This is a genomic window from Erwinia sp. AC075, from assembly GCF_979253995.1.
Window position 1 is genome coordinate 3,297,633 of sequence record NZ_CEEDEU010000001.1, and the last position, 18,459, is coordinate 3,316,091.

An 18,459-nucleotide genomic window follows, 5' to 3' on the forward strand; every position below is an offset into this window, starting at 1 on the left:
GTGTTACTCCTTATCAGAACTTACTGTTGTGTCATCATCCTGTGATGACGTTCGGGTTGCTGCTGCCTGGCAGGCGTCTGCCTGCGGCACCAGACTGATTTCGACCCGGCGGTTCAACGCGCGACCGGCCGGGGTATCGTTGGTGGCTATCGGGCGTGAAGCCCCGAAGCCCTGTACTGCAAAGCAGGTTGGCGATACGTCGCTGGTCGACAGCATCCAGTCGCGCAACGCGTCGGCGCGCGTCAGCGACAGTTGCTGATTGGCCAGCACGTTGCCCGTGCTGTCGGTATGTCCGGCGACGACAATCAGCCAGCCCGGGCGGGCTTTGATATCGACCAGTGCCGTGACCAGCATTTTCAGCGAACCGGGTTTAAGCACCGCCTTGCCCGTGTCAAAGAGCGACAGGCTGTCCAGGCGCACGATTTTAGGGGTGTCCTTCGCCACCGACGGGGCCGGTGGCGGAATATAAGAGCGGATAGCATCCAGAAGCGGCAGACGCAACTGTCCTCCCTGATACAGGCCGAAGCCGAGCCGCATCGGAGCGCCGTTACGGGCATGCTCATCCAGTTCAGCAACCTCCCGCTGCAACACATTGACCGCCGCCACTTTCTCGACGTAATCGTTCATGGCAATACGCTCATAGTGAGCAATATCAAAGGTGACGCGCTGCAGCAGTCGATGGTTATTCCAGGCGCTGCAGCAGAATGCAACGATGCCCCCTAACACCAACGTCCACAGCGCAGCACGGCATGCCCGCTGCCGCGGGGTCAGACCACGACCTTCTGGCAAAAGCCGCATGACAAACTCAGGCAGCATTGATGACTGCGTCAGGTCCTCATCCTCGGTCGGTAGCCAGCCTGCCACTTGTACCAGCCCGGTTTGCTGTTGCAGCCAGCGCGTCCAAAGGGACGTTTTCAGTGCCGTGCAAAATGAACTGCTTACCCCCCAGACGACACATACGGGGTAAATCGATGGCATATCCGGATTGCTGTCGGCTAAAACCGCGATAACCTCCTGTCGGAACCACTCGGTCAGGCTGTTCATCAGCACTTGCTGCTGCAGAGCCATGCTGCCGCCAGCGGCCAGCCAGCGGTCAGACGGGGAACGAGCTGAAATGTTGGGCCACATGCTGACGGGTTCTCCCACCAGCCTTGTCTGCCAGAGGCACTCACTGACCAGCGCACTGCCCACATGCGCACTGAGGACCAGCGGCAGTGAATAGCCGCTTTCACGCCGCAGTTGGCCAACCTGCCAGCGCAGTGCCAGCAGACGGCTGGAGAGTACTTCGTGATCCTGCTGCTGCTGTGGACAGATGCTGACCATCACCGACAGCTGTCGGCCCCACTCCGGGCGCAGCGAGAGTAGCTGACGCGCTACCACGTCAAGCGCCTGATTCTCTGCCACCCTTAGCCAGCAACCGTGCGGCACGGTTAGTACCGCAGCTCCTTCCGGCCAGGCCTGGGGGCTGTCGCCGCAAACCAGCACCACCGGTTGACGATAAGCAGCATCCGGCAGGTCATCCGAGCTGAATACCGTTCCCTTCAAAGCCACACGGCGGGAAGCCACCATCACGACAATCAGCAGCGCCAGCCCGGCAGTCAGCAACAGCACGGCAACCCAGTGAGGAAGTGGCAGGAGCAGCACCGCGATCAGCAGGACAATCCACACCGCCAACGTGCGTTGTAGTGCAGGACTCATTTAACCGCTCCCGGCAGCAGCGAACAAACCAGGCTACTCAACCAGTGGTTCAGGGCCCACCAGACTGCGACCAGTAACAGCACGGAAAAGCCAATGCGCAATGGCCAACTGGATAACCAGCCGCTGGAGCTAAATCCTGCTTTGCTTTCGGCAAGTACTGCCTGCGCCAGGGGTCCGGTGAATGGCGGAACCTGCGCATTGAGCGCCTGTACCAGCTTTTCGCGTTCCGGGTCGTTCAGGGAGCGGTAGCCACCGAGGAAACCCAGCAACATCACCCGCTGGAAGCAGGTAATAACAACCCCTTCCGGAGCCGGCTCGCGCAGCACTTCGCGCATGCGGTCGCAGAGCAAGTCACCGGCATCAACCGTGCCGAGGAAATGCCCCTGCAGAGGCAAGTGAAGCCATTGGACGTAAGCGTCATCCTGTGCGCCGCGCCCTTTGACCACTTCATCGATCAGCGAGCATTGGGCATAGAGAACATCCTTACTCTGTTGTGTATCGTAGCCCGCGTCTTTTAGCGCCTGCTGGACCTTCTCTACTTCTGAGACGCAGCGCTGCCATAATAGCTGGCCTTCTCCCTCCTTAATCTTAGGGCCATGGCGCAGACTGATGACCTGCAACCAGCTGTTTTGCAGCAGCGCGTCAATATCACACTCGTTTCTATGGCTCATGTTCTCAGTACCGCAAACAGTTCAAGTTGAGGTTCACCGAGCATGCCCGGCACGTAAAACATGCAGCTGCCGGTTTCCAACATTTCGCGCGCTGCCGGGTGCGACAGGTCGAGGGCAAAATACTGGTTTTCCAGACGGAGAGGGATCGCGGCGGGTACGTGGCGTAATGGCTTTAGCGGGATCCCCTGCTGTGATGAATTGACCAGTCCGGTCACATAATCCGGGCTGCCAACTTTGCACTGTCGGGGAAACTGTTCCTGTAGCTGTGCCACCGGGAGCGGAGATCGAACCGAAAGGTAGAAATCGGCATCCTCACGAAGGCGCGGCTCCAACAGACGGGCAAGCCATTGATGCAGACGTTTATCATGCTCCAGCCCAATCGACACCACGCGCGACGGCAGGCTGGCTTCCAGAAGATCGCTTAGCAGATTGAACAACGGTGGGAAAACGCCGTTAAGATCTGAGTGTTGATAAACGGGAATAGCACTGATTTGATGCTCCAACGAGAAGGTCAGCAGGCTTCCAGCCAGACGGGCAAGCTCTGGGTAAAGACGTTCAGGCGCACTCTGCGTAAAACGCAGGAACTGACCCAGCACTGGCTCCGCACTATTGAGCGCATTCAACAGCCAGAACAACGACACATCGGCTACGGCGAAATCGGCCATACGTTCGTTGCTTTCACGTCGCATCGCCATCAACCGATTGAGGCGCGCACGCAACTGCGTCATCAGCTGTTCAAGCTGGGTTAGCAGCCAATGGTTGCTTTGCATGCTAAGTAGCGGCGGAAGATAAGTCTCGTCCTGCGTCCAGCAGCCCTGACTGTCCTGATTCAGACGTGCTACAGGGCAGACCAGATAATCCCCGTTGTTCTGATGTCCAAAACGCAGCGTCAGCTCAGGTTTTATCACCGCAATCTGTCGCGTATCGTCACCAAACTGATTGCGGATATCCCGCCAGCGCTGCCGATAACGCACCGGACGCTCGGCAACGTCGTCAGGCTGCAGGCAGTTGCCGCCGTTCGCCCTCAGCAGAGGCAGTGCCAGCACCACGATCACCTCATGCCCTTCCGGCATCGCTACCGGCGGCAGATCGTCAACGTTATTGGTGTCGATCAGCGTGCCGTCCTGAAAGCGCACGTGCAGATGCCGTGCCTGCAAACGTCCCAATTTAAGGGCGTCTGCTTCGAATTCGGCACGGATCACACCCCAGGGATGATTCAGCCCCATCTGTGCGATACATTCCGCGGACCAGGCCGCATACGCGGCCTGCTGCTGGAAATGCTGTGGCGAGACCATCACGCCCCGACCCCACAGCGGTTGTTCCGTTTTCATCCAGCCTCCGCCTTACGCTTTCGCCTTCGGCATCTGGGAAACCAGAGACAGGTTGACGTCCATGCCTTCCACCTGGAAATGTGGGATGGCGAACAGCCTGACGCGGAAGAAGCCCGGGTTGTCTTCGATATCTTCGACAATCACTTTGGCATCGCGCAGCGGGTGGGAGGCCTGCAACTCGTCGCCCGGATCGGTCATTTCCGTGACCAGCCCGCGCACCCAGGTGTTCAGCTCCAGCTCCAGCAGGCGGCGATCCTTGGTGGTGCCGATGTTTTCGCGCTGAATCAGCTTCAGATAGTGTGCAATGCGCGACAGCAGGAAGATGTATGGCAGGCGCGAGTTGATGCGGCTGTTGGCGGTGGCGTCTGCGGTGTCGTACAGCGCCGGTTTCTGCGTCGAGTTGGCGGAGAAGAAGCACGAGTAGTCGCGGTTTTTGTAATACGACAGCGGGATAAAGCCGAGGTTAGCGAACTCAAACTCGCGGGTTTCCGGGATCATCACCTCAGACGGGATTTTCACCTGATTGCCGGTGCCGAGGTCGTACAGATGGATCGGCAGATCCTGAACAGCGCCACCGGCCTGCGGACCGCGGATCTGCACGCACCAGCCGTTGTTGATAAAGCTTTTCACCATGTTGGCGGCGAAGGCGAACGAGGCATTGGTCCACAGGTATTTGTCGTGGTCCGGGCCTTTCACCTCTTCAACGTAGTTAAAGCTGCGCACCGGCACGGTGTCCGGGCCGTACGGCAGGCGGCCGAGCACGCGCGGCATCACCAGGCCGATATAGCGCGCGTCGTCGGTTTCGCGGAACGCCTTCCACTTGATGTATTCGGCGCGATCGAAGTAGTTGCCGATATCTTTGATTGCCGCCACGTCTTCCATATTGTCCTTCAGGAAGAACTGCGGGCCGGCGGAGCCGATAAAGGGCATATGCGCGGAAGCCGCGACTTTAGAAATGTTACGCAGCAGCGCCACGTCCTGCGCCGAGGCGTCGAATTCGTAGGAGGAGATCAGTGCGCCAATCGGCTCGCCGCCCGGAGTGTCATATTCGGCAATATAGGTGTGCGCGTACAGCCCGCTCTGGATGATTTCCGGCGCGTCTTCAAAGTCCTGCAGCAGGTCGGCTTTCGACAGGTCCAGCACGTCGATCTTCACGTTCTGACGGAAGTCGGTTTTATCGACCAGCGACTTCAGGCCGCGCCACAGGGATTCCACCTGCTGGAACGCGTCGTGGTGCATTACCGCATCGAGCTGACGGCTGATCTGCCCGTCCAGCCGGGCGATATGGTGGTCCAGCAGGGTCTTGTCGAGCTTTTCAACCGTTGACCCTGACTGATTCAGGCACTCAACCAGCACCTTCATCGCTGCGGTGACGCGTTCGTTGACGCTGGCATCGGACATCGCCTGGTTGTCCTGCCAGATATTCAGGTCGCTGAGGTGCGTGACCGGGCTGAGATTGATTTTTTCAAACAGTGAGGCATAAACGCCGCCCGCAACGGGGCGATCCAGCACGGTGGTGGTGCCGGCAGAGGCGGTTTCATTGTGAACTGACATCAGCATTCTCTCTATATCATTCCGTGAAGGGGGATCAGGCTTTTTCAGGCGCCAGCGCAGACAGTTCGCCACGCAATTCGTCACTCAGCGCCGGGTTTTTCAGGATGGTTTCCAGCTCCTTGCGGAAGGTGACGTTATCCAGCAGGTTGGCTTTGAGATCGCGCAGCAGGTTGCGCATCGCCAGCATGGCGTTGAGTTGCGGGATCTGGCGGGCAACCTGCTCCGGCGTGAAGTCGTTCATATCGCGGAAGGTCAGCCTGACGTTCTCTTCGCTGCCGTCGCCGGCGAGGGTGTTTTCTACCGAGATGTTGAGTGCCGGGGAGAACTCCGCCAGCACGCTGTCGAAGTTGTTTTTATTGACGTTGATCTTTTCACGCTCAGAAAGCACCCGCTGCTCCTGACCGTTGCTGAAATCGCCGGTCACCAGCAGCTTCAGCGGCAGCTCCATCTTTTTCTGGGCGTTACCGGTATGAACATCCAGCTTGATATTTACTCGCGCTTTTGGAATTTCGTTCTGATAAGAGTTGCTCATATTTCTTCCTGTAAAAATGGGCGCGGAAAGCAGGCGTTACGCACACTTTCCCTGTGTGTACCGGCGCGACTATATAGCAGTCAGTTTAAGATGAGCAATATGAAATATTCGATATTTATCATCGATTTATCTAGTACTTTTCTTATAATTTTCGTTAAGCTCATGATTAAAAAACGCATTAATAATAAGATTCGTCCGAAAAATAAACAAAAGCGTCCCTTTTCCACCGCAGGAGAAAAGGTTAACGCCGGTGCGATACCATTACATTTGGTTAACTGTTCAGACTTATGATTGTCAGGGCGGATGATTATCATCGGGGTCGCATTGCCTGAAGACAGCGGGATGACGGGTTGCAGTAACACGCGCAGGAGGTGAAATCGAAATTTAGCCTTACTTAACATATGATTAACATCATTCCGCTAAAAAACTCCGCTATCAGACTTGATCGCTGACCTCAAATGATAATACTGTATTTATATACAGTAATTTTGCGAGTCACCATCATGAACCTTCTCCAGATTGCCGAAGTGCGGGAAAGCCTGCATTTGCCCCTTTTTCTTTCCCGCGTGCCTTGCGGTACGCCCTTTGCGGCCGGAGATGATGTCGGGCAGCGTCTTGATCTCAATAACCTGCTGATCCAGCGTCCAGACTCGACCTACTTTATTAAGGTCAGCGGCGAGTCAATGAAGGATGCCGGGATCAACGATGGCGATTTACTGGTGGTGGATAACTCGTTGACGGCGGGCCATGGCGATATCGTGGTCGCCGCTATCGACGGTGAGTTCACCGTAAAAAAATTGCAGCTGCGGCCCACGGTGCAGCTGATCGCGATGAACGCGCGCTGGGCACCGATTGTGTTGTCCGGGGAAGATAAGCTGGAGATTTTTGGCGTGGTGACCTTCACCATAAAAGCGATGGAATAACACAGAGGCAGGTATGACTGAGTTGATTAAATATGATGTTACGGGTGAGGTACTGGCTTCTCATGCGGCCAGCTTTCCCTCTCCTGCACGCCACGAAATCAAATTTCTGTTCAGTAAATTGCAGGATTTGGTGCCGACCAATCACGACTGCTACCTGACCTCCTGCAACGGCACGCTGTGCATTATTGACCGTTACCGTCCCGCCATTGCCGGCAGCCGCGTGCTGGTCGAGCTGGATGGCAGCTGCAACTGGGCACGGGTCAGGCAAAATCCGCCACAGCTGGTCACCGATGACGGCGAGATCATTGAAGGTGAGCAGCTGGATGACGCGACGGTGATTGGCGTGGCCATTCGTGAAGTGGTTTCCACTTATCTGGCACCGCGTCCCTGCCTGTAAATTCAGCGGTATGGGTAAAAAGCAGCCGCACAGAAATCACAGTTTTTCGCCGATGTGCTCTGTAGTATGGAACCTTCAGGCCCAATCAGGCTGCCGCCTTAGCGCGGCCGCTGCTGGACAGGTTACATTCAGGAGCAGTTCAGATGGTGAAGGATTCAGGCGTCATTACCCGGCTGGAGCAGGTATTGGGTAAAGAGCAGGTGCTGACCCGTGAGGACAGCAAAGCGTATTACACCAAAGGCTTTCGCGTCGGCGGGGGCAACGCGCTGGCGGTGGCCATACCGCAAACGCTGATGCAGCTCTGGCAGGTGCTGCAGGCCTGTGTCGCCTGCGACACCATCATTCTGATGCAGGCGGCCAATACCGGCGTGACCGGCGGTTCAACACCGGATGGCGCAGACTATGACCGTGAGGTGGTGATTGTCAGCACCCGCAGGCTGAAAGGGGTGCAGGTAATCGACCAGGCCCGCCAGGTCCTTGCCTTCCCCGGCAGCACGCTGACCGAACTGGAAAAGGCGCTGCTGCCTCACGGTAAAGAGCCGCACTCGGTGATCGGTTCATCCTGTATTGGCGCGTCGGTTATCGGCGGCGTCTGCAATAACTCTGGCGGCTCGCTGATCCGCCGTGGTCCTGCCTTCACGGAAAAATCGCTGTTCGCGCGCATCAATGCGGATGGCTCACTGCAACTGGTTAATCATCTGGGTATTGAGCTGGGCAGCACGCCAGAAGAGATGATTGCTAACCTGGAATCGCAGCAGTTCACCACCGGCACGGCGCCAGACTGGGAAGGTAAAATCTGGGCCGATGATTACGCCGCGATCCTGCGTAATGTCGATGCCGACACGCCAACCCGCTACAACGGCAACGTACAGTACCTGCATGACAGTTCCGGCAGTGCCGGCAAGATCGCGGTCTTCGCGGTGCGCCTGTCGACGTTCGATGCCAGCGACCGCACCCGCACCTTTTATATCGGCACCAATGATGAAACCGAGCTGGTTGCCCTGCGCCGTTATCTGCTGGAAGGACTGTCGGAATTGCCGCTGCAGGCGGAATATATCCACCGCGATGCCTTTGACCTGACCGTGCGCTACGCCAAACATATGTACTGGGCGATCAACCGCTTCGGTCCTGAAGCCCTGCCGCAGCTGATGGCTAACAAAGCGAAATGGGATATACGGGTAAAAAACCTGAAGGTCCTTCCTGCTAACTTTGTCGATAAAGTGCTGCAGTTTGCCAACAATGTGACGCCAAAAGGGGTTGCCCCACGCATTCTCGATTACCGCGAGCGTTTTGAGCACCATCTGATGATCAAAGCGGAAGCCCGCCATGCGGATGAGTTGCAGCGGCTGCTGGACACCTTCTTCTCCGTTCGGTCGGGTCAGTATTTTGCCTGCGACGCGCGCGAAGAGCGGGATGCTTTCCTGGTGCGTTTCGGCGTCGGCGGCTGCACCATCTCTTATTGCGACTATAAAGGGATTAATACCGACCAGCGGCTGATCGCCTTTGACGTGGCGTTACGTCGGAACGATACGGAATGGCGAATTAAATTACCGCAGGCGTTGCAGGATCAGGTGCTGGAAGACTCGTGCTGTGGGCACTTCTTCTGCTTTGTGAATCATCAGGACTATATTTTAAAACCCGGCGTGGATGCGCTGGCATTTAAACATGATGTGCTGGAATACCTCGATCGGCGTGGCGCGAAATATCCGGCGGAGCATAACGTCGGCCATCTTTATCACGCGTCCTGTGAACATGAGTCGCATATGCGTCAGCTCGATCCGACCAACAGCTGTAATCCGGGGATCGGCAAAACCAGTAAGAAGAAGTTCTGGCAGTAGCGCAGGCAGGGAAATTGCGCAGGAGGACGATAAGCAGTGCGGAAAGCAGGCCTTCCGCACTGAAAAAGCTTATTTCGCGTAAGCTTCGGTAGAAATAGTCAGCTTCACGTCATCGCTGACGGCTGGCACGTATTTATCCAGCTTGAAATCAGAGCGCTTGAAGGTGGTGGTGGCGTCAAAGCCAACCGCCTGCTTCTTCACCATCGGATGCATACCCTGCTTATTCAGTACCGCGTGCAGGATCACCGGCTTGGTAATATCTTTGATGGTCAGGTCGCCGTAAACGTCCATTTTATTTTTCCCTTTGCTGACCACTTTGGTGCTTTTGAAGGTCGCGGTGGGGAATTTAGTCACGTCGAAATACTCAGCACCTTTAAATTCGGTGGTCAGCGCGTCAACATGGGTATTAATGGTGTCGACCGGAATGGAAACGTCCACTTCTGATTTCGCCACGTTGCTATTATCAAAATCAATATTACCGGTGATGCCAGATAAATCAGCCGTAGGATGCGAAAAACCAAAGTGCGTCCAGGAGACAACGACCGAGGTGTGGCCTGAATCCATCGCATAGCTTTCAACCGCAGCCGCAGAGAACTGAGAATATAACGCGGCGGTAATGAATAACGGGACGGACATTTTTTTAATCAAGGACATCAATCTAGCCTTTATTTTCGCGAAGTGTACTGCTGATAGTGCAAGATTAATCTCTGTGCCGATAGTGAAGATATTTGACCGGGTCTGTCAAAAAGATTAGCCGACACGCGAAATTACTTTCCCGCCAGGGATTCTATTTCCGCTTTGGTTTGTAATAACGCAGGCAGTAAACTTTCCAGCCGATCGTCGAAACGGAGGGTGGGCACCGCCACCGACAGCGCATAACGTTCGTTACCGGGCAGGTCTAACACCACCGCCAGCGCACTGACGCCCAGCGCATGCTCCTCGCGATCGATGGCCATGCCCTTATGCCGGACACTGCCGATATCCGCCAGCAAGGCTTCCCGCCCTACCCGCGTATTGACCGTGCGCTGCTCCAGCGGCTGCGAAAGCAAAGCCTGTAGTTGATCGTCAGGCAGCGCGGCCAGCAGCGCTTTTCCCGGCGCGGTGGCATTGACCGGGAAGGCGGTGCCCACCGGCGACACCACGCGAAGCTCCTGATCCGACACGCATTGCTCTACCAAAATGGCATGCAGCCCGCGAAACACCACCAGATCCACCGTTTCCCGCATTCGGCGCGCCAGTGCTTCCACCGCCGGTCTGGCGAGCGCCACAATATCGGTATGCGCAGCCGCCGCCAGTCGGGCCAACGCCGGACCCAGCGTCACGCCTTCCGCCGTTTGCATCACAAACTGCTGCGCTTCCAGCGAGGCCACCAGCCGGTAAACCGTGGTGCGGGGCAATTCGCATTGACGCGCAAGCTGGGTCAGACTCAGCCCGGAAGGGCAACTCTCCAGCACTTTCAGTACCGCCGCCGCCCGGGCAATAACCCCAGACTCACCTTCTGCTTTCACCGTCGATCCTCCTGCGGCCATTGACATTGACGCACGCTCCCACGACACTTATACCACTATACGGACACACTGTCCACTATTCGGACGGTGCGGACGTTTTTATTATGGAGAAGACCATGAAGCAGATTTCTACCGCCGGGGTGTTTACGCTGCTGGCTATCGCCTGTCTGACCATTATGGTCGGTTGTGTGATTGTCCCAGGATTGCCTTCCGTTGCCGCCCATTTGGGCATTAGCGGGCAGGCCAGCTGGCTGATCACCCTGCCCTCGTTGGGCGTGGTCATGTTTGGCCCGATTGCCGCCAAAATCATTGAAAGTAAAGGGCTGTATCGCTCGCTGATGGTGGGTCTGCTCAGCTATGGCGCGTTAGGCGCCGCCGGGGCTTTCCTGACGCATCCTGCGGTGCTGTTCGCCGATCGTTTTCTGTTAGGCGGCGCAACGGCGCTGGTGATGTCAGCAGGCACCGGGCTGCTTTCCAGCTTCTTTAGCGGCGAACAGCGGCTGAAGATGATTGCGCGTCAGGGCATGTCGATTGAGCTGGGTGGGGTGATTTTCCTGTTCTTTGGCGGGCTGCTGGCCACGGCAGGCTGGCGCTGGCCATTCAGTCTGTATCTGTTTGCCTGGCTGTTTTTACTGATGCTGCTGATCTTTGTGCCCCGCCCGGATGAAAGCCGTTATCAGTCGGTTCTGGAAGAGGCCGACGCGCCAGCAACCTCCCGACTGATCCCGGTTTATCTTGCCGCCTTCTTTTCGATGGTGTGCTTTTTCACCGCAGTGATCGTGCTGCCTCTCCAGCTGCATGGTCTGGGCTATAACGAAGCGCAAACGGGTTATTACCTGGCATTTATTTCGCTGATGGCGGTGGTTGCCGCCTGGCTGATGCCGCGCGCGGTCAAAGGACTGGGAGAGTTTACGACGCTGTATCTGGCGTTTCTGGCCTACGCCGCCGCGCATCTGCTGCTGGCATTTTCTTCCGATCCCGGTGGCTTGATCGCCGCAGGCATTCTGATGGGATGCGGATTTGGTCTGTCGGTGCCGCTGGTCAATCATCTGGTGGTTGAGCACAGTCCGGTCAGTCGCCGGGGACAAAATCTGGCTTACCTGTCGATGGCGATTTTTTCCGGGCAGTTCTGCTCTTCTTTTATGGAGCTGATGCCTGGCAATCGCAGTGGGATTTTTTGTGGCGCGGCGGGTATCGCATTGATGGTGGTGCCGGTGTTATGGCGATTCCATGCCAGCCAGCATAAAGAAGCACGGGAGAGTCAGACTCTCCCGTAATCATCAGCCTTAGGTCACGAACGCTTTGACCACATCCTGCCATGGGGTGGTCGGGTGTCCGGTCAGTTTGCTCAGGGTGTGGCTGTCATCAAACAGACCGCCTTTCGCCGCTGCGGCATCAGAATCCGCCAGCATCTCTGCCAGCCAGTCCGGCAGGCCTGCGCCCTTCAGCGCGGCGGAGAAATCGGCCTGTGGCATATCGATATACTGGATCTCTTTGCCGCTCTGGCGGGCAATCTCCGCAGTGAATTCCGCCAGGGTGTAAGCGGTATCGCCAGACAGCTCATAAATCTGACCCGCAGCCTCATTGCCAGCCAGCACCGCAGCAGCGGCTTCGGCATAATCCTTGCGGCTGGCGGAGGCAATCTTGCCTTCGGCTGCTGCGCCAATAAATGCGTCGTGCGTGATGGCCGGCGCAATGCTGGCGGCATAGTTTTCGGTATACCAGCCGTTACGCAAGATGGCGTAAGGCACGCCAGAGGCGATCAACGCCTGCTCGGTGGCCCGGTGTTCCGTTGCCAGTCCCAGCGGGCTGGTGTCCGCATGCAGCAAGCTGGTGTAGGCCAGCAGAGACACGCCCGCCTCTTTCGCCGCGGCGATCACCGCTTTATGCTGCGCCTCACGCGCGCCGACTTCGCTGGACGAGATCAGCAGCACTTTTTCCACGCCACTGAAGGCACTGGCCAGGGTTTCGGGTTTGGCATAGTCGGCCTTGCGCAGCTGCACGCCCAACGCCGCCAGATCCGCCGCCTTTTCTGGCGAACGCACGGCGGCAATAATTTCCGCGGCAGGCACTTTCTTCAGTAAAGCATCAATCACTAAGCGGCCCAGTTGGCCCGTCGCACCGGTAACAGCAATCATGATCATCTCCTGTGGATTTTAATAAGGTGTGGCGGCCGCTGCCGCCGAAATCGCTTTCACCCAACCAGCCTATGCCATACACTAATCAAAAGTAAGTACTTACAGGAATGTTAGTGTGAAAAAAAATCAAGATGTGGCCTGTGACTCGCTCAGCGAAAAGTTTCGCCGGGGTGAACTGTTCGATGCCAACTGCCCCTCACGCGACGTGCTGAAACGGCTAACCAGCCGCTGGAGCCTGCTGATCCTCGTCGCCTTGCAGGATGACACGCTGCGCTTTAGCGAACTGAGAAGAAAAATCGGCGGCATCAGTGAACGCATGCTGTCGCAAACGTTACGATTTATGGAAGAGGATGGCTTTGTAGAGCGTATAGCCTATGACGTTATTCCGCCACACGTTGAGTACCGCCTTTCGCCCAGCGGACATGAAGTGCGGGGCCAGGTGATCGGGCTGGCAGACTGGATTGAGATGAACCTGCAACAGATTATGGATCATCGCCGCCAGTATGCCGGCGACGTTGAGAAAGCGTAACGCGTCCCCCGCCAGACCGCGCAGGGGACGCCTCGCCGTTAACGGCGTTTTCTTTTGCTTACCAGGCGATACAACGCAAACAGCACCAGCAGCGCAACCCCGCCGCCAACCGCCATCAACACGTTAACGTACCGCACGATAAACGGCGCATCGCCACCGGCACGCAGGGTTTTCACCTGCTCAGCCGTCACCTGCGAGTCGATATTGGCAAAGTGGCTGCGAACGTAGTTGGTGACGGACGCAATTTGCGCATTGTCCAACTGCTGACCGAAGGCCGGCATGCCGACATCGCTGTCACTGCTTTTACGGTGGATCCCGTCGACGATGGTCATCACCAGGTTGCTGGCCGTCTGACCCGAGACCGCGCTGTTGTGGGTCAGTGACGGATAGAAGTTATCCTTCGTGCCCTCGCCTGCGCGACCGTGACAGCTGGCACAGGCGCCACTGTAAAGCTCCGCGCCATCGGTGCTGCGGCTGTCGGCCAGCGACGCCTGATCGCCCTGCCCGCCGATCACCTGATTAATATCGGTCGCTTTCACCGGCTGGGTTGCCGCAGGTGCGGACGGTGTGGCGATCGCCGGGACCTGTTTCATCCATGCTGCAATCGCCTGCAGATCGTCATCGTTCATATGCTGGAAGCTGTGTTCCACCGCTTCGCCCATCGGCCCGGCGGCCTGCGCTTTGCCGGCAAGATGCCCGGTTTTCAGGTAGGTGACGATATCATCCTGACTCCAGTCGCCAATGCCACTTTTGTCCGGGGTGATGTTCGGCGCATACCAGCTTCCCAGCGGGCTGCCCGCCAGCGCCTGGTCGCCTTTTTCGGCCATCATCATATTGCGCGGCGTATGGCAGGTGCTGCAGTGCGCCAGCACATCCACCAGATACTTACCGCGATTCAATTGATCGGACGCGCCCGCCTGCTTTTCAAACGGTTTATCGTTGCGATACAGCAGGTTCCAGCCCCACATAATCTGGCGAACGTTGAACGGGAAGCTCAGGTCAGTTTTCGCTTCCGCCGGAATATCCGCCGGCTTCACCCCTTTCATAAAGTAGGTGTAAAGCGCGTGAATATCCTCGTCGCTCATCGCGCCGTAAGCCGTGTAAGGCATCGCCGGATAGAGGTTACTGCCATCGGCTGCGACGCCTTTGCGCACCGCATCCGCAAACTGCTGCTCGCTGTAGTTGCCAATGCCGTACTGCTTTGATGGCGTGATATTACTGGCAATAATCCGCCCCATCGGCGAGTCGATGGCATAGCCACCGGCAAAGGGCGCACCGTCTTCTTTGGTCTGACGGTGACAGGCACCGCAGTCAGCGGCCACGGCGGTGTATTCACCGCGTTTAATTAATGCCGATTCATCGGCCGCGCTGTCCGCCAGCGCGGCGGCAGAGGCCAGCAGGCCGCCCACCAGCACGGCGCTTTTCAGCAGAGAATAAGATCCAGACAGTTTCATGATCAGATCTCCCGCTCAATAATTTCGGCCAGACGAATACTCAGCGCGACGCCGGTCAGCGTGGGGTTAATCACCCCGGAAGCCGGGATAACGCCGGTTGTCGCCAGGAACAGGTTGCTGTGATCCCAGCTCCGGCACTCGTGATTCACCACCGAATCTTTCGCATTGTCACCCATGATCACCGTGCCCATCAGGTGGTCACGGTTCTGCCAGCCGGTATTGTCTTCTATCACTTCACCGCCCATCAGGCTGACGAACTTTTTGTAGTCGGCATCCACCACCTTCTTGCCGGCCTTCACATAGTCATCCACCTCGTAATTCACCGTCAGCATCGGAATGCCGAGCGCATCTTTACGGGTGGTACTTGGACGCACGGTGTTGGTCGCGTGCGGCAGGATTTCGAACACCGTTGAAATATCGACCCAGCGCGCGGCCTGATGGCGGATCTGTTTATCCAGCTCGCTGCCAATCACACCCTGGCCGATCAGACGCTGTGCCACCGCCATATTCGGCACGTTGTTGGACACGGCATGCTTGATCGCCGCGTGATTTTTACGGAAATCCCCGTCGCGGTAGTTAAAAATCCCGCCCTGCTGAACCGCACCACGGCCAGGCCACATCGGTTCGTCAGCGAGGAATTGCAGGCCCATCCCGGTGTGGTCCATCAGGTTACGGCCGACCTGATCGGAACTGTTGGCCACATCAGAAATCAGCAGCAGTTTTGGCGTTTCCAGGCCATGCGCGGCAACGATAAAGTATTTGGCGGTCAGTCGGGTATCCACCCCTTTGGAGCTGCGCACGTGCACCGCGACAATCTTGCCGTCGCTGCCTTTTTCCAGCTTCCACGCGGTGGAATCGGTCATCAGCTTCGCACCGGCATCTTCCGCGTGCTGCGCGTGCTTATCGCCGCTGTACATCGAGCCGATAGGGCAGACCGGCATACAGTTGTTGTTGCCGCTGCAGGCCGGACGACCGTCGTAAGGACGCGTCGCACGGGCGTTTGGCTCATGGATAAAGTGATAGCCTGACGGGCTGAGGCGCGCTTTCAGGCGCTGGAACAGATAGGTTTCGCCTTCTGGCTCCATCGGATAGGGTTTGGATCGCGGTGGGAATGCGCCGCCAGCCTGACCGCTCTGATCGTCGGTATCGCTGCCGCAGACGCCCAGCGCCTCTTCGGCTTTCTGGTAAAAAGGTTCCAGCTCGCTGTACTCCATCGGCCAGTCGCGGCCAACGCCATACAGGGTTTTCAGCTTCATATCGTTCGGCAGATAGCGCCAGCAGGCGGATGCCCAGTGCCAGGTGGTGCCGCCGACTAACTTCAACATTCCCGGGCGGAAATCAAAAGAGCCGACGTTTTCAATGTACTGCTCGTCGTAGGAGTGATGGGCCCAGGGCTCGTTGGGATACGGCGAGTTGTAGTTGCCTTTTTTGGAAGAGTTACGGAAATTCTCGACGATTTTCCATCGCGGGATCTTCTCACCGGCTTCAAGAATAATCACGGATTTACCCGCGCGGGCGAGCGTTGTCGCGGCATTACTGCCCAACGCGCCGGACCCGACGACAATCACGTCGGCATCAAATTGCTTGTCCATGGTGTGCTCACATAAATTGGGAAAAATTAGTCGTTTTTCAGGGTCGCTGGCGGCTGTGTCCAGTAATTGGTATGGCCCCGGGAATAGGTCGGGATCACCGTGGCATCGAGCGTCGGTGCGTACATCAAGGCGTCGGTGTAGGTGACAAAGCGGGTGTTATCCACCGCCCGCAGGCTTACTGGCGTGCCGGTAAAGCCCAGATACCATGCCGAGACGATTTTCTTCGCCGTCGCACCGGTATTGGCATCGGCCATAATGGCGTGGCCATTAAGCGCGTCTGCCGAAGTGATCCCTGCCGCGTTCAGCGCCGCCGCGAGCTTTTGCAGCTTCTGCGGAAACTGGCTATCCTCTTCGGTCAGCCCATTCAGCGCCCGCTGCGCGACCAGTGAGCTGAGCGACGCTTTACCGGTCAGCAGCTGCGAAATGGCCAGAAACTGTGCGCTGTCGGAGCTGGATGCGGGCGTGGCAGCCCAGGAGAGCGCGGGGCGAAGCACGGCAAACCCCAGCAGGGCGGCACCGGAAGTCATAAATTGTCTGCGCGATAACATCGTGATCATCCTTGTTGATAAAGTGTGATCCATTTCACGTTATAACCCCACATTTGTAAATGCTTTGTAAACCAAGGGAATTATTAAGCAGTGCTGATAACAAACCCAATACATAAAACTCACCAGCTGAATCCATTAAGCTAACAATGGCGGATTCACCCGGCCCTCGAAGGAGACAGAAATGACCCAGCCAAAAATTGGCGTAGGCGTACTGATTGTGCGGGAAGGCAGGCTGTTACTGGGCCGACGCAGGGGAAGCCATGGCGCAGACAGCTGGTCTGCGCCCGGCGGACACCTGGAATTTGGCGAAACGCCAGAGGCGTGTGCGCGCCGGGAAGTGCTGGAAGAGACGGGTTTGGTGGTGGGAAAACTGGCTAAGGTCGCGTTCACTAACGACTTTTTTATCGCCGAGAAGAAACACTACGTTACGCTTTTTATGCTGACGGAAGACATTAGCGGCACGCCGCAGCGCTGTGAACCCGACAAGTGTGCCGGATGGGAATGGTTTTCCGCCGATGAATTGCCGCAGCCGCTGTTCGCCCCACTGGAAACACTGCTTCAGGAAGGCGGCCTGCTGCCTTTACTGACCGGCCGCTGATGCCCCGGCATCGTCAGAGGCATCGGGCCAGTCGCTTATGCAGGCCGCTGAGCCGCTTATTCCAGCGTCACCAGCCGCCCTTCTTTGGCGCTGAGTAATGCCGCATCCAGCACTTCCAGCGTCATAATTGCCTGCTCTGGCGTAACGGGAGGCGCGGTCCCTTCCCGCACGGCCCTGGCGAAAGCTTCGTAATAGGCGTGATAGCAGCCCTGAGCGGACGGCACGCGTTCTTCACCCGCCGCCGTGCGCAGCGTTCCCCACAGCGCCTGCTCTTCATAACCCCAACCTTGCAGATCGTCGGCCGGCCGCTTTCCGGCAAAGATGGCGTTGGCCTGCACGTCCGTGCCGTTGGAGACGTAACTGCCCTGGTCGCCATAGGCACGGATATCGCGCGCGGCCAGGTGATTCAGCTTGCTGGAGGAGATATGCGAATGCACGCCGCTGGTGTGCGTCAGGGTGATGACAAAGCTGGCATCGGTCTGGCCTTCCGGGCGGTCAACCCTATCCGTCTGTGCCAGCACCGATTTCACCGGCCCAAGCAGCCACACCGCCTGATCGACCAGGTGGCTACCCATATCACGCAGCAGGCCGCCGGTTTCGCCGCCTTCCAGCGTATGGGGATCGTCAAGATCCATGCGGTTATGCAGCCGCCACAGCTTGCCGACGCGCTGCTGTTCCAGCACATCCCGCAGCGTCAGGATATCTGCGTCAAAGCGGCGATTATGATAAATGCCCAACACCACGCCTTTCGCTTTCGCGGCGGCGGCCAGTTCGCGTCCGGTGGCGGCATCCGGCGCAAACGGCTTATCGGCAATCACCGCCACGCCCGCCTCAATCGCTTCCAGCACCAGCTCCCGGCGGGTTTGCGGGGGTGTGGTGATGGTGACGATATCCACGCCCGCGTCCAGCATCGCCGTCAGGCTTGGATAGATCGGGACATCCGGAAAATCCGCCTTCACGCGGGCAATGGTGGCCGGTGCTCTGGCGACGATCCCCACCAGCTCCACGCCTTTTGCCGCGGTAATAAACGGTGCATGAAAGTTCTGACCGCCGGTGCCGTATCCCACTAGTCCAATTCGCATGCGTGGCTCCTGTTCGATGATGATCACAATTTAGCTTTTAACTTTAGTCATTTAACCACAAACCAG

Annotated in this window: 18 protein-coding genes; 6 read left to right on the top strand and 12 right to left on the bottom strand. The window is 57.4% G+C overall.

Annotated features, from left to right (window positions below; translation table 11 throughout):
• Positions 1–3: 3 nt before the first annotated feature.
• The 5 genes from AC0IXH_RS15610 to tssB are packed head-to-tail and all read right to left on the bottom strand — an operon-like array spanning position 4 to position 5,786.
• Positions 4–1,698: an OmpA family protein gene (locus tag AC0IXH_RS15610; protein WP_471720685.1), complete on the bottom strand. Its 1,695-nt coding sequence runs from the start codon at positions 1,696–1,698 to the stop codon at positions 4–6.
• Complete coding sequence (gene tssL / locus AC0IXH_RS15615) at positions 1,695–2,369, bottom strand: type VI secretion system protein TssL, short form (protein ID WP_013200446.1); 675 nt, start codon at positions 2,367–2,369, stop codon at positions 1,695–1,697. Before tssL ends, AC0IXH_RS15610 begins: the two co-directional genes overlap by 4 nt.
• A complete protein-coding gene (tssK, locus tag AC0IXH_RS15620) occupies positions 2,366–3,700 on the bottom strand; it encodes a type VI secretion system baseplate subunit TssK (protein WP_013200445.1) in 1,335 nt (444 codons plus the stop codon). The genes tssL and tssK overlap by 4 nt, the downstream gene beginning before the upstream one ends.
• Positions 3,701–3,712: 12 nt before the next feature.
• On the bottom strand, positions 3,713–5,260 hold the full coding sequence (tssC, locus tag AC0IXH_RS15625; RefSeq protein ID WP_013200444.1) for a type VI secretion system contractile sheath large subunit: 1,548 nt from the start codon (positions 5,258–5,260) through the stop codon (positions 3,713–3,715).
• Between the two features lie 28 nt (positions 5,261–5,288).
• Positions 5,289–5,786 (bottom strand): type VI secretion system contractile sheath small subunit, encoded by a 498-nt coding sequence (gene tssB / locus AC0IXH_RS15630; RefSeq protein WP_013200443.1) that lies wholly within the window; start codon positions 5,784–5,786, stop codon positions 5,289–5,291.
• Between the two features lie 503 nt (positions 5,787–6,289).
• Between tssB and umuD the strand changes: the two genes are divergently transcribed.
• From umuD to dld, 3 genes are all read left to right on the top strand, one after another.
• Entirely contained in the window at positions 6,290–6,709 is a 420-nt protein-coding gene (gene umuD / locus AC0IXH_RS15635; RefSeq protein WP_471720686.1) for a translesion error-prone DNA polymerase V autoproteolytic subunit, read from the top strand.
• 13 nt (positions 6,710–6,722) lie between these two features.
• Complete coding sequence (locus AC0IXH_RS15640; RefSeq protein ID WP_013200441.1) at positions 6,723–7,106, top strand: hypothetical protein; 384 nt, start codon at positions 6,723–6,725, stop codon at positions 7,104–7,106.
• Between the two features lie 143 nt (positions 7,107–7,249).
• Positions 7,250–8,944 carry a D-lactate dehydrogenase gene (gene dld, locus AC0IXH_RS15645; protein ID WP_471720687.1) on the top strand — a complete coding sequence of 565 codons (1,695 nt, stop codon included), beginning with the start codon at positions 7,250–7,252 and terminating at the stop codon, positions 8,942–8,944.
• A 69-nt stretch (positions 8,945–9,013) separates the two neighbouring features.
• Here the strand turns inward: dld and AC0IXH_RS15650 are convergent, their stop codons facing one another.
• Together AC0IXH_RS15650 and AC0IXH_RS15655 are read right to left on the bottom strand one after the other, a co-directional pair.
• Positions 9,014–9,598, bottom strand: coding sequence for a YceI family protein (locus tag AC0IXH_RS15650; RefSeq protein WP_471720688.1), 585 nt, complete (start codon positions 9,596–9,598; stop codon positions 9,014–9,016).
• Between the two features lie 113 nt (positions 9,599–9,711).
• The gene (locus tag AC0IXH_RS15655) at positions 9,712–10,479 is read right to left on the bottom strand and encodes an IclR family transcriptional regulator (protein WP_471720689.1); all 768 of its coding nucleotides are present in this window, start codon (positions 10,477–10,479) and stop codon (positions 9,712–9,714) included.
• 89 nt (positions 10,480–10,568) lie between these two features.
• Here AC0IXH_RS15655 and AC0IXH_RS15660 point away from each other — a divergent pair, with 89 nt between their 5' ends.
• Positions 10,569–11,729 carry an MFS transporter gene (locus AC0IXH_RS15660; RefSeq protein ID WP_471720690.1) on the top strand — a complete coding sequence of 387 codons (1,161 nt, stop codon included), beginning with the start codon at positions 10,569–10,571 and terminating at the stop codon, positions 11,727–11,729.
• Between the two features lie 9 nt (positions 11,730–11,738).
• On the opposite strand, the gene AC0IXH_RS15665 is transcribed toward AC0IXH_RS15660, so the two are convergent.
• Complete coding sequence (locus AC0IXH_RS15665) at positions 11,739–12,590, bottom strand: SDR family oxidoreductase (protein WP_471720691.1); 852 nt, start codon at positions 12,588–12,590, stop codon at positions 11,739–11,741.
• Between the two features lie 115 nt (positions 12,591–12,705).
• On the opposite strand from AC0IXH_RS15665, the gene AC0IXH_RS15670 reads away from it, so the two are divergent.
• Complete coding sequence (locus tag AC0IXH_RS15670; RefSeq protein WP_013200435.1) at positions 12,706–13,119, top strand: winged helix-turn-helix transcriptional regulator; 414 nt, start codon at positions 12,706–12,708, stop codon at positions 13,117–13,119.
• A gap of 38 nt (positions 13,120–13,157) precedes the next feature.
• On the opposite strand, the gene AC0IXH_RS15675 is transcribed toward AC0IXH_RS15670, so the two are convergent.
• Genes AC0IXH_RS15675 through AC0IXH_RS15685 form a run of 3 tightly spaced genes read right to left on the bottom strand, consistent with a single transcriptional unit; the run spans position 13,158 to position 16,713 of the window.
• A complete protein-coding gene (locus AC0IXH_RS15675) occupies positions 13,158–14,573 on the bottom strand; it encodes a c-type cytochrome (RefSeq protein WP_346600511.1) in 1,416 nt (471 codons plus the stop codon).
• A 2-nt stretch (positions 14,574–14,575) separates the two neighbouring features.
• Complete coding sequence (locus AC0IXH_RS15680) at positions 14,576–16,165, bottom strand: GMC family oxidoreductase (RefSeq protein WP_013200433.1); 1,590 nt, start codon at positions 16,163–16,165, stop codon at positions 14,576–14,578.
• A gap of 26 nt (positions 16,166–16,191) precedes the next feature.
• A complete protein-coding gene (locus AC0IXH_RS15685) occupies positions 16,192–16,713 on the bottom strand; it encodes a sugar dehydrogenase complex small subunit (RefSeq protein ID WP_013200432.1) in 522 nt (173 codons plus the stop codon).
• A gap of 181 nt (positions 16,714–16,894) precedes the next feature.
• Here AC0IXH_RS15685 and AC0IXH_RS15690 point away from each other — a divergent pair, with 181 nt between their 5' ends.
• Positions 16,895–17,311 carry a nucleotide triphosphate diphosphatase NUDT15 gene (locus tag AC0IXH_RS15690; protein ID WP_471720692.1) on the top strand — a complete coding sequence of 139 codons (417 nt, stop codon included), beginning with the start codon at positions 16,895–16,897 and terminating at the stop codon, positions 17,309–17,311.
• 56 nt (positions 17,312–17,367) lie between these two features.
• Here the strand turns inward: AC0IXH_RS15690 and AC0IXH_RS15695 are convergent, their stop codons facing one another.
• Positions 17,368–18,393 carry a Gfo/Idh/MocA family protein gene (locus AC0IXH_RS15695; protein WP_013200430.1) on the bottom strand — a complete coding sequence of 342 codons (1,026 nt, stop codon included), beginning with the start codon at positions 18,391–18,393 and terminating at the stop codon, positions 17,368–17,370.
• Between the last annotated feature and the right edge of the window lie 66 nt (positions 18,394–18,459).

Bases quoted from the DNA above. Each gene is read 5' to 3' on its own strand.
- AC0IXH_RS15610 (WP_471720685.1), bottom strand. From the start codon at position 1,698: ATGAGTCCTGCACTACAACGCACGTTGGCGGTGTGGATTGTCCTGCTG.
- tssL (WP_013200446.1), bottom strand. From the start codon at position 2,369: ATGAGCCATAGAAACGAGTGTGATATTGACGCGCTGCTGCAAAACAGC.
- tssK (WP_013200445.1), bottom strand. From the start codon at position 3,700: ATGAAAACGGAACAACCGCTGTGGGGTCGGGGCGTGATGGTCTCGCCA.
- tssC (WP_013200444.1), bottom strand. From the start codon at position 5,260: ATGCTGATGTCAGTTCACAATGAAACCGCCTCTGCCGGCACCACCACC.
- tssB (WP_013200443.1), bottom strand. From the start codon at position 5,786: ATGAGCAACTCTTATCAGAACGAAATTCCAAAAGCGCGAGTAAATATC.
- umuD (WP_471720686.1), top strand. From the start codon at position 6,290: ATGAACCTTCTCCAGATTGCCGAAGTGCGGGAAAGCCTGCATTTGCCC.
- AC0IXH_RS15640 (WP_013200441.1), top strand. From the start codon at position 6,723: ATGACTGAGTTGATTAAATATGATGTTACGGGTGAGGTACTGGCTTCT.
- dld (WP_471720687.1), top strand. From the start codon at position 7,250: ATGGTGAAGGATTCAGGCGTCATTACCCGGCTGGAGCAGGTATTGGGT.
- AC0IXH_RS15650 (WP_471720688.1), bottom strand. From the start codon at position 9,598: ATGTCCTTGATTAAAAAAATGTCCGTCCCGTTATTCATTACCGCCGCG.
- AC0IXH_RS15655 (WP_471720689.1), bottom strand. From the start codon at position 10,479: ATGTCAATGGCCGCAGGAGGATCGACGGTGAAAGCAGAAGGTGAGTCT.
- AC0IXH_RS15660 (WP_471720690.1), top strand. From the start codon at position 10,569: ATGAAGCAGATTTCTACCGCCGGGGTGTTTACGCTGCTGGCTATCGCC.
- AC0IXH_RS15665 (WP_471720691.1), bottom strand. From the start codon at position 12,590: ATGATTGCTGTTACCGGTGCGACGGGCCAACTGGGCCGCTTAGTGATT.
- AC0IXH_RS15675 (WP_346600511.1), bottom strand. From the start codon at position 14,573: ATGAAACTGTCTGGATCTTATTCTCTGCTGAAAAGCGCCGTGCTGGTG.
- AC0IXH_RS15680 (WP_013200433.1), bottom strand. From the start codon at position 16,165: ATGGACAAGCAATTTGATGCCGACGTGATTGTCGTCGGGTCCGGCGCG.
- AC0IXH_RS15685 (WP_013200432.1), bottom strand. From the start codon at position 16,713: ATGTTATCGCGCAGACAATTTATGACTTCCGGTGCCGCCCTGCTGGGG.
- AC0IXH_RS15690 (WP_471720692.1), top strand. From the start codon at position 16,895: ATGACCCAGCCAAAAATTGGCGTAGGCGTACTGATTGTGCGGGAAGGC.
- AC0IXH_RS15695 (WP_013200430.1), bottom strand. From the start codon at position 18,393: ATGCGAATTGGACTAGTGGGATACGGCACCGGCGGTCAGAACTTTCAT.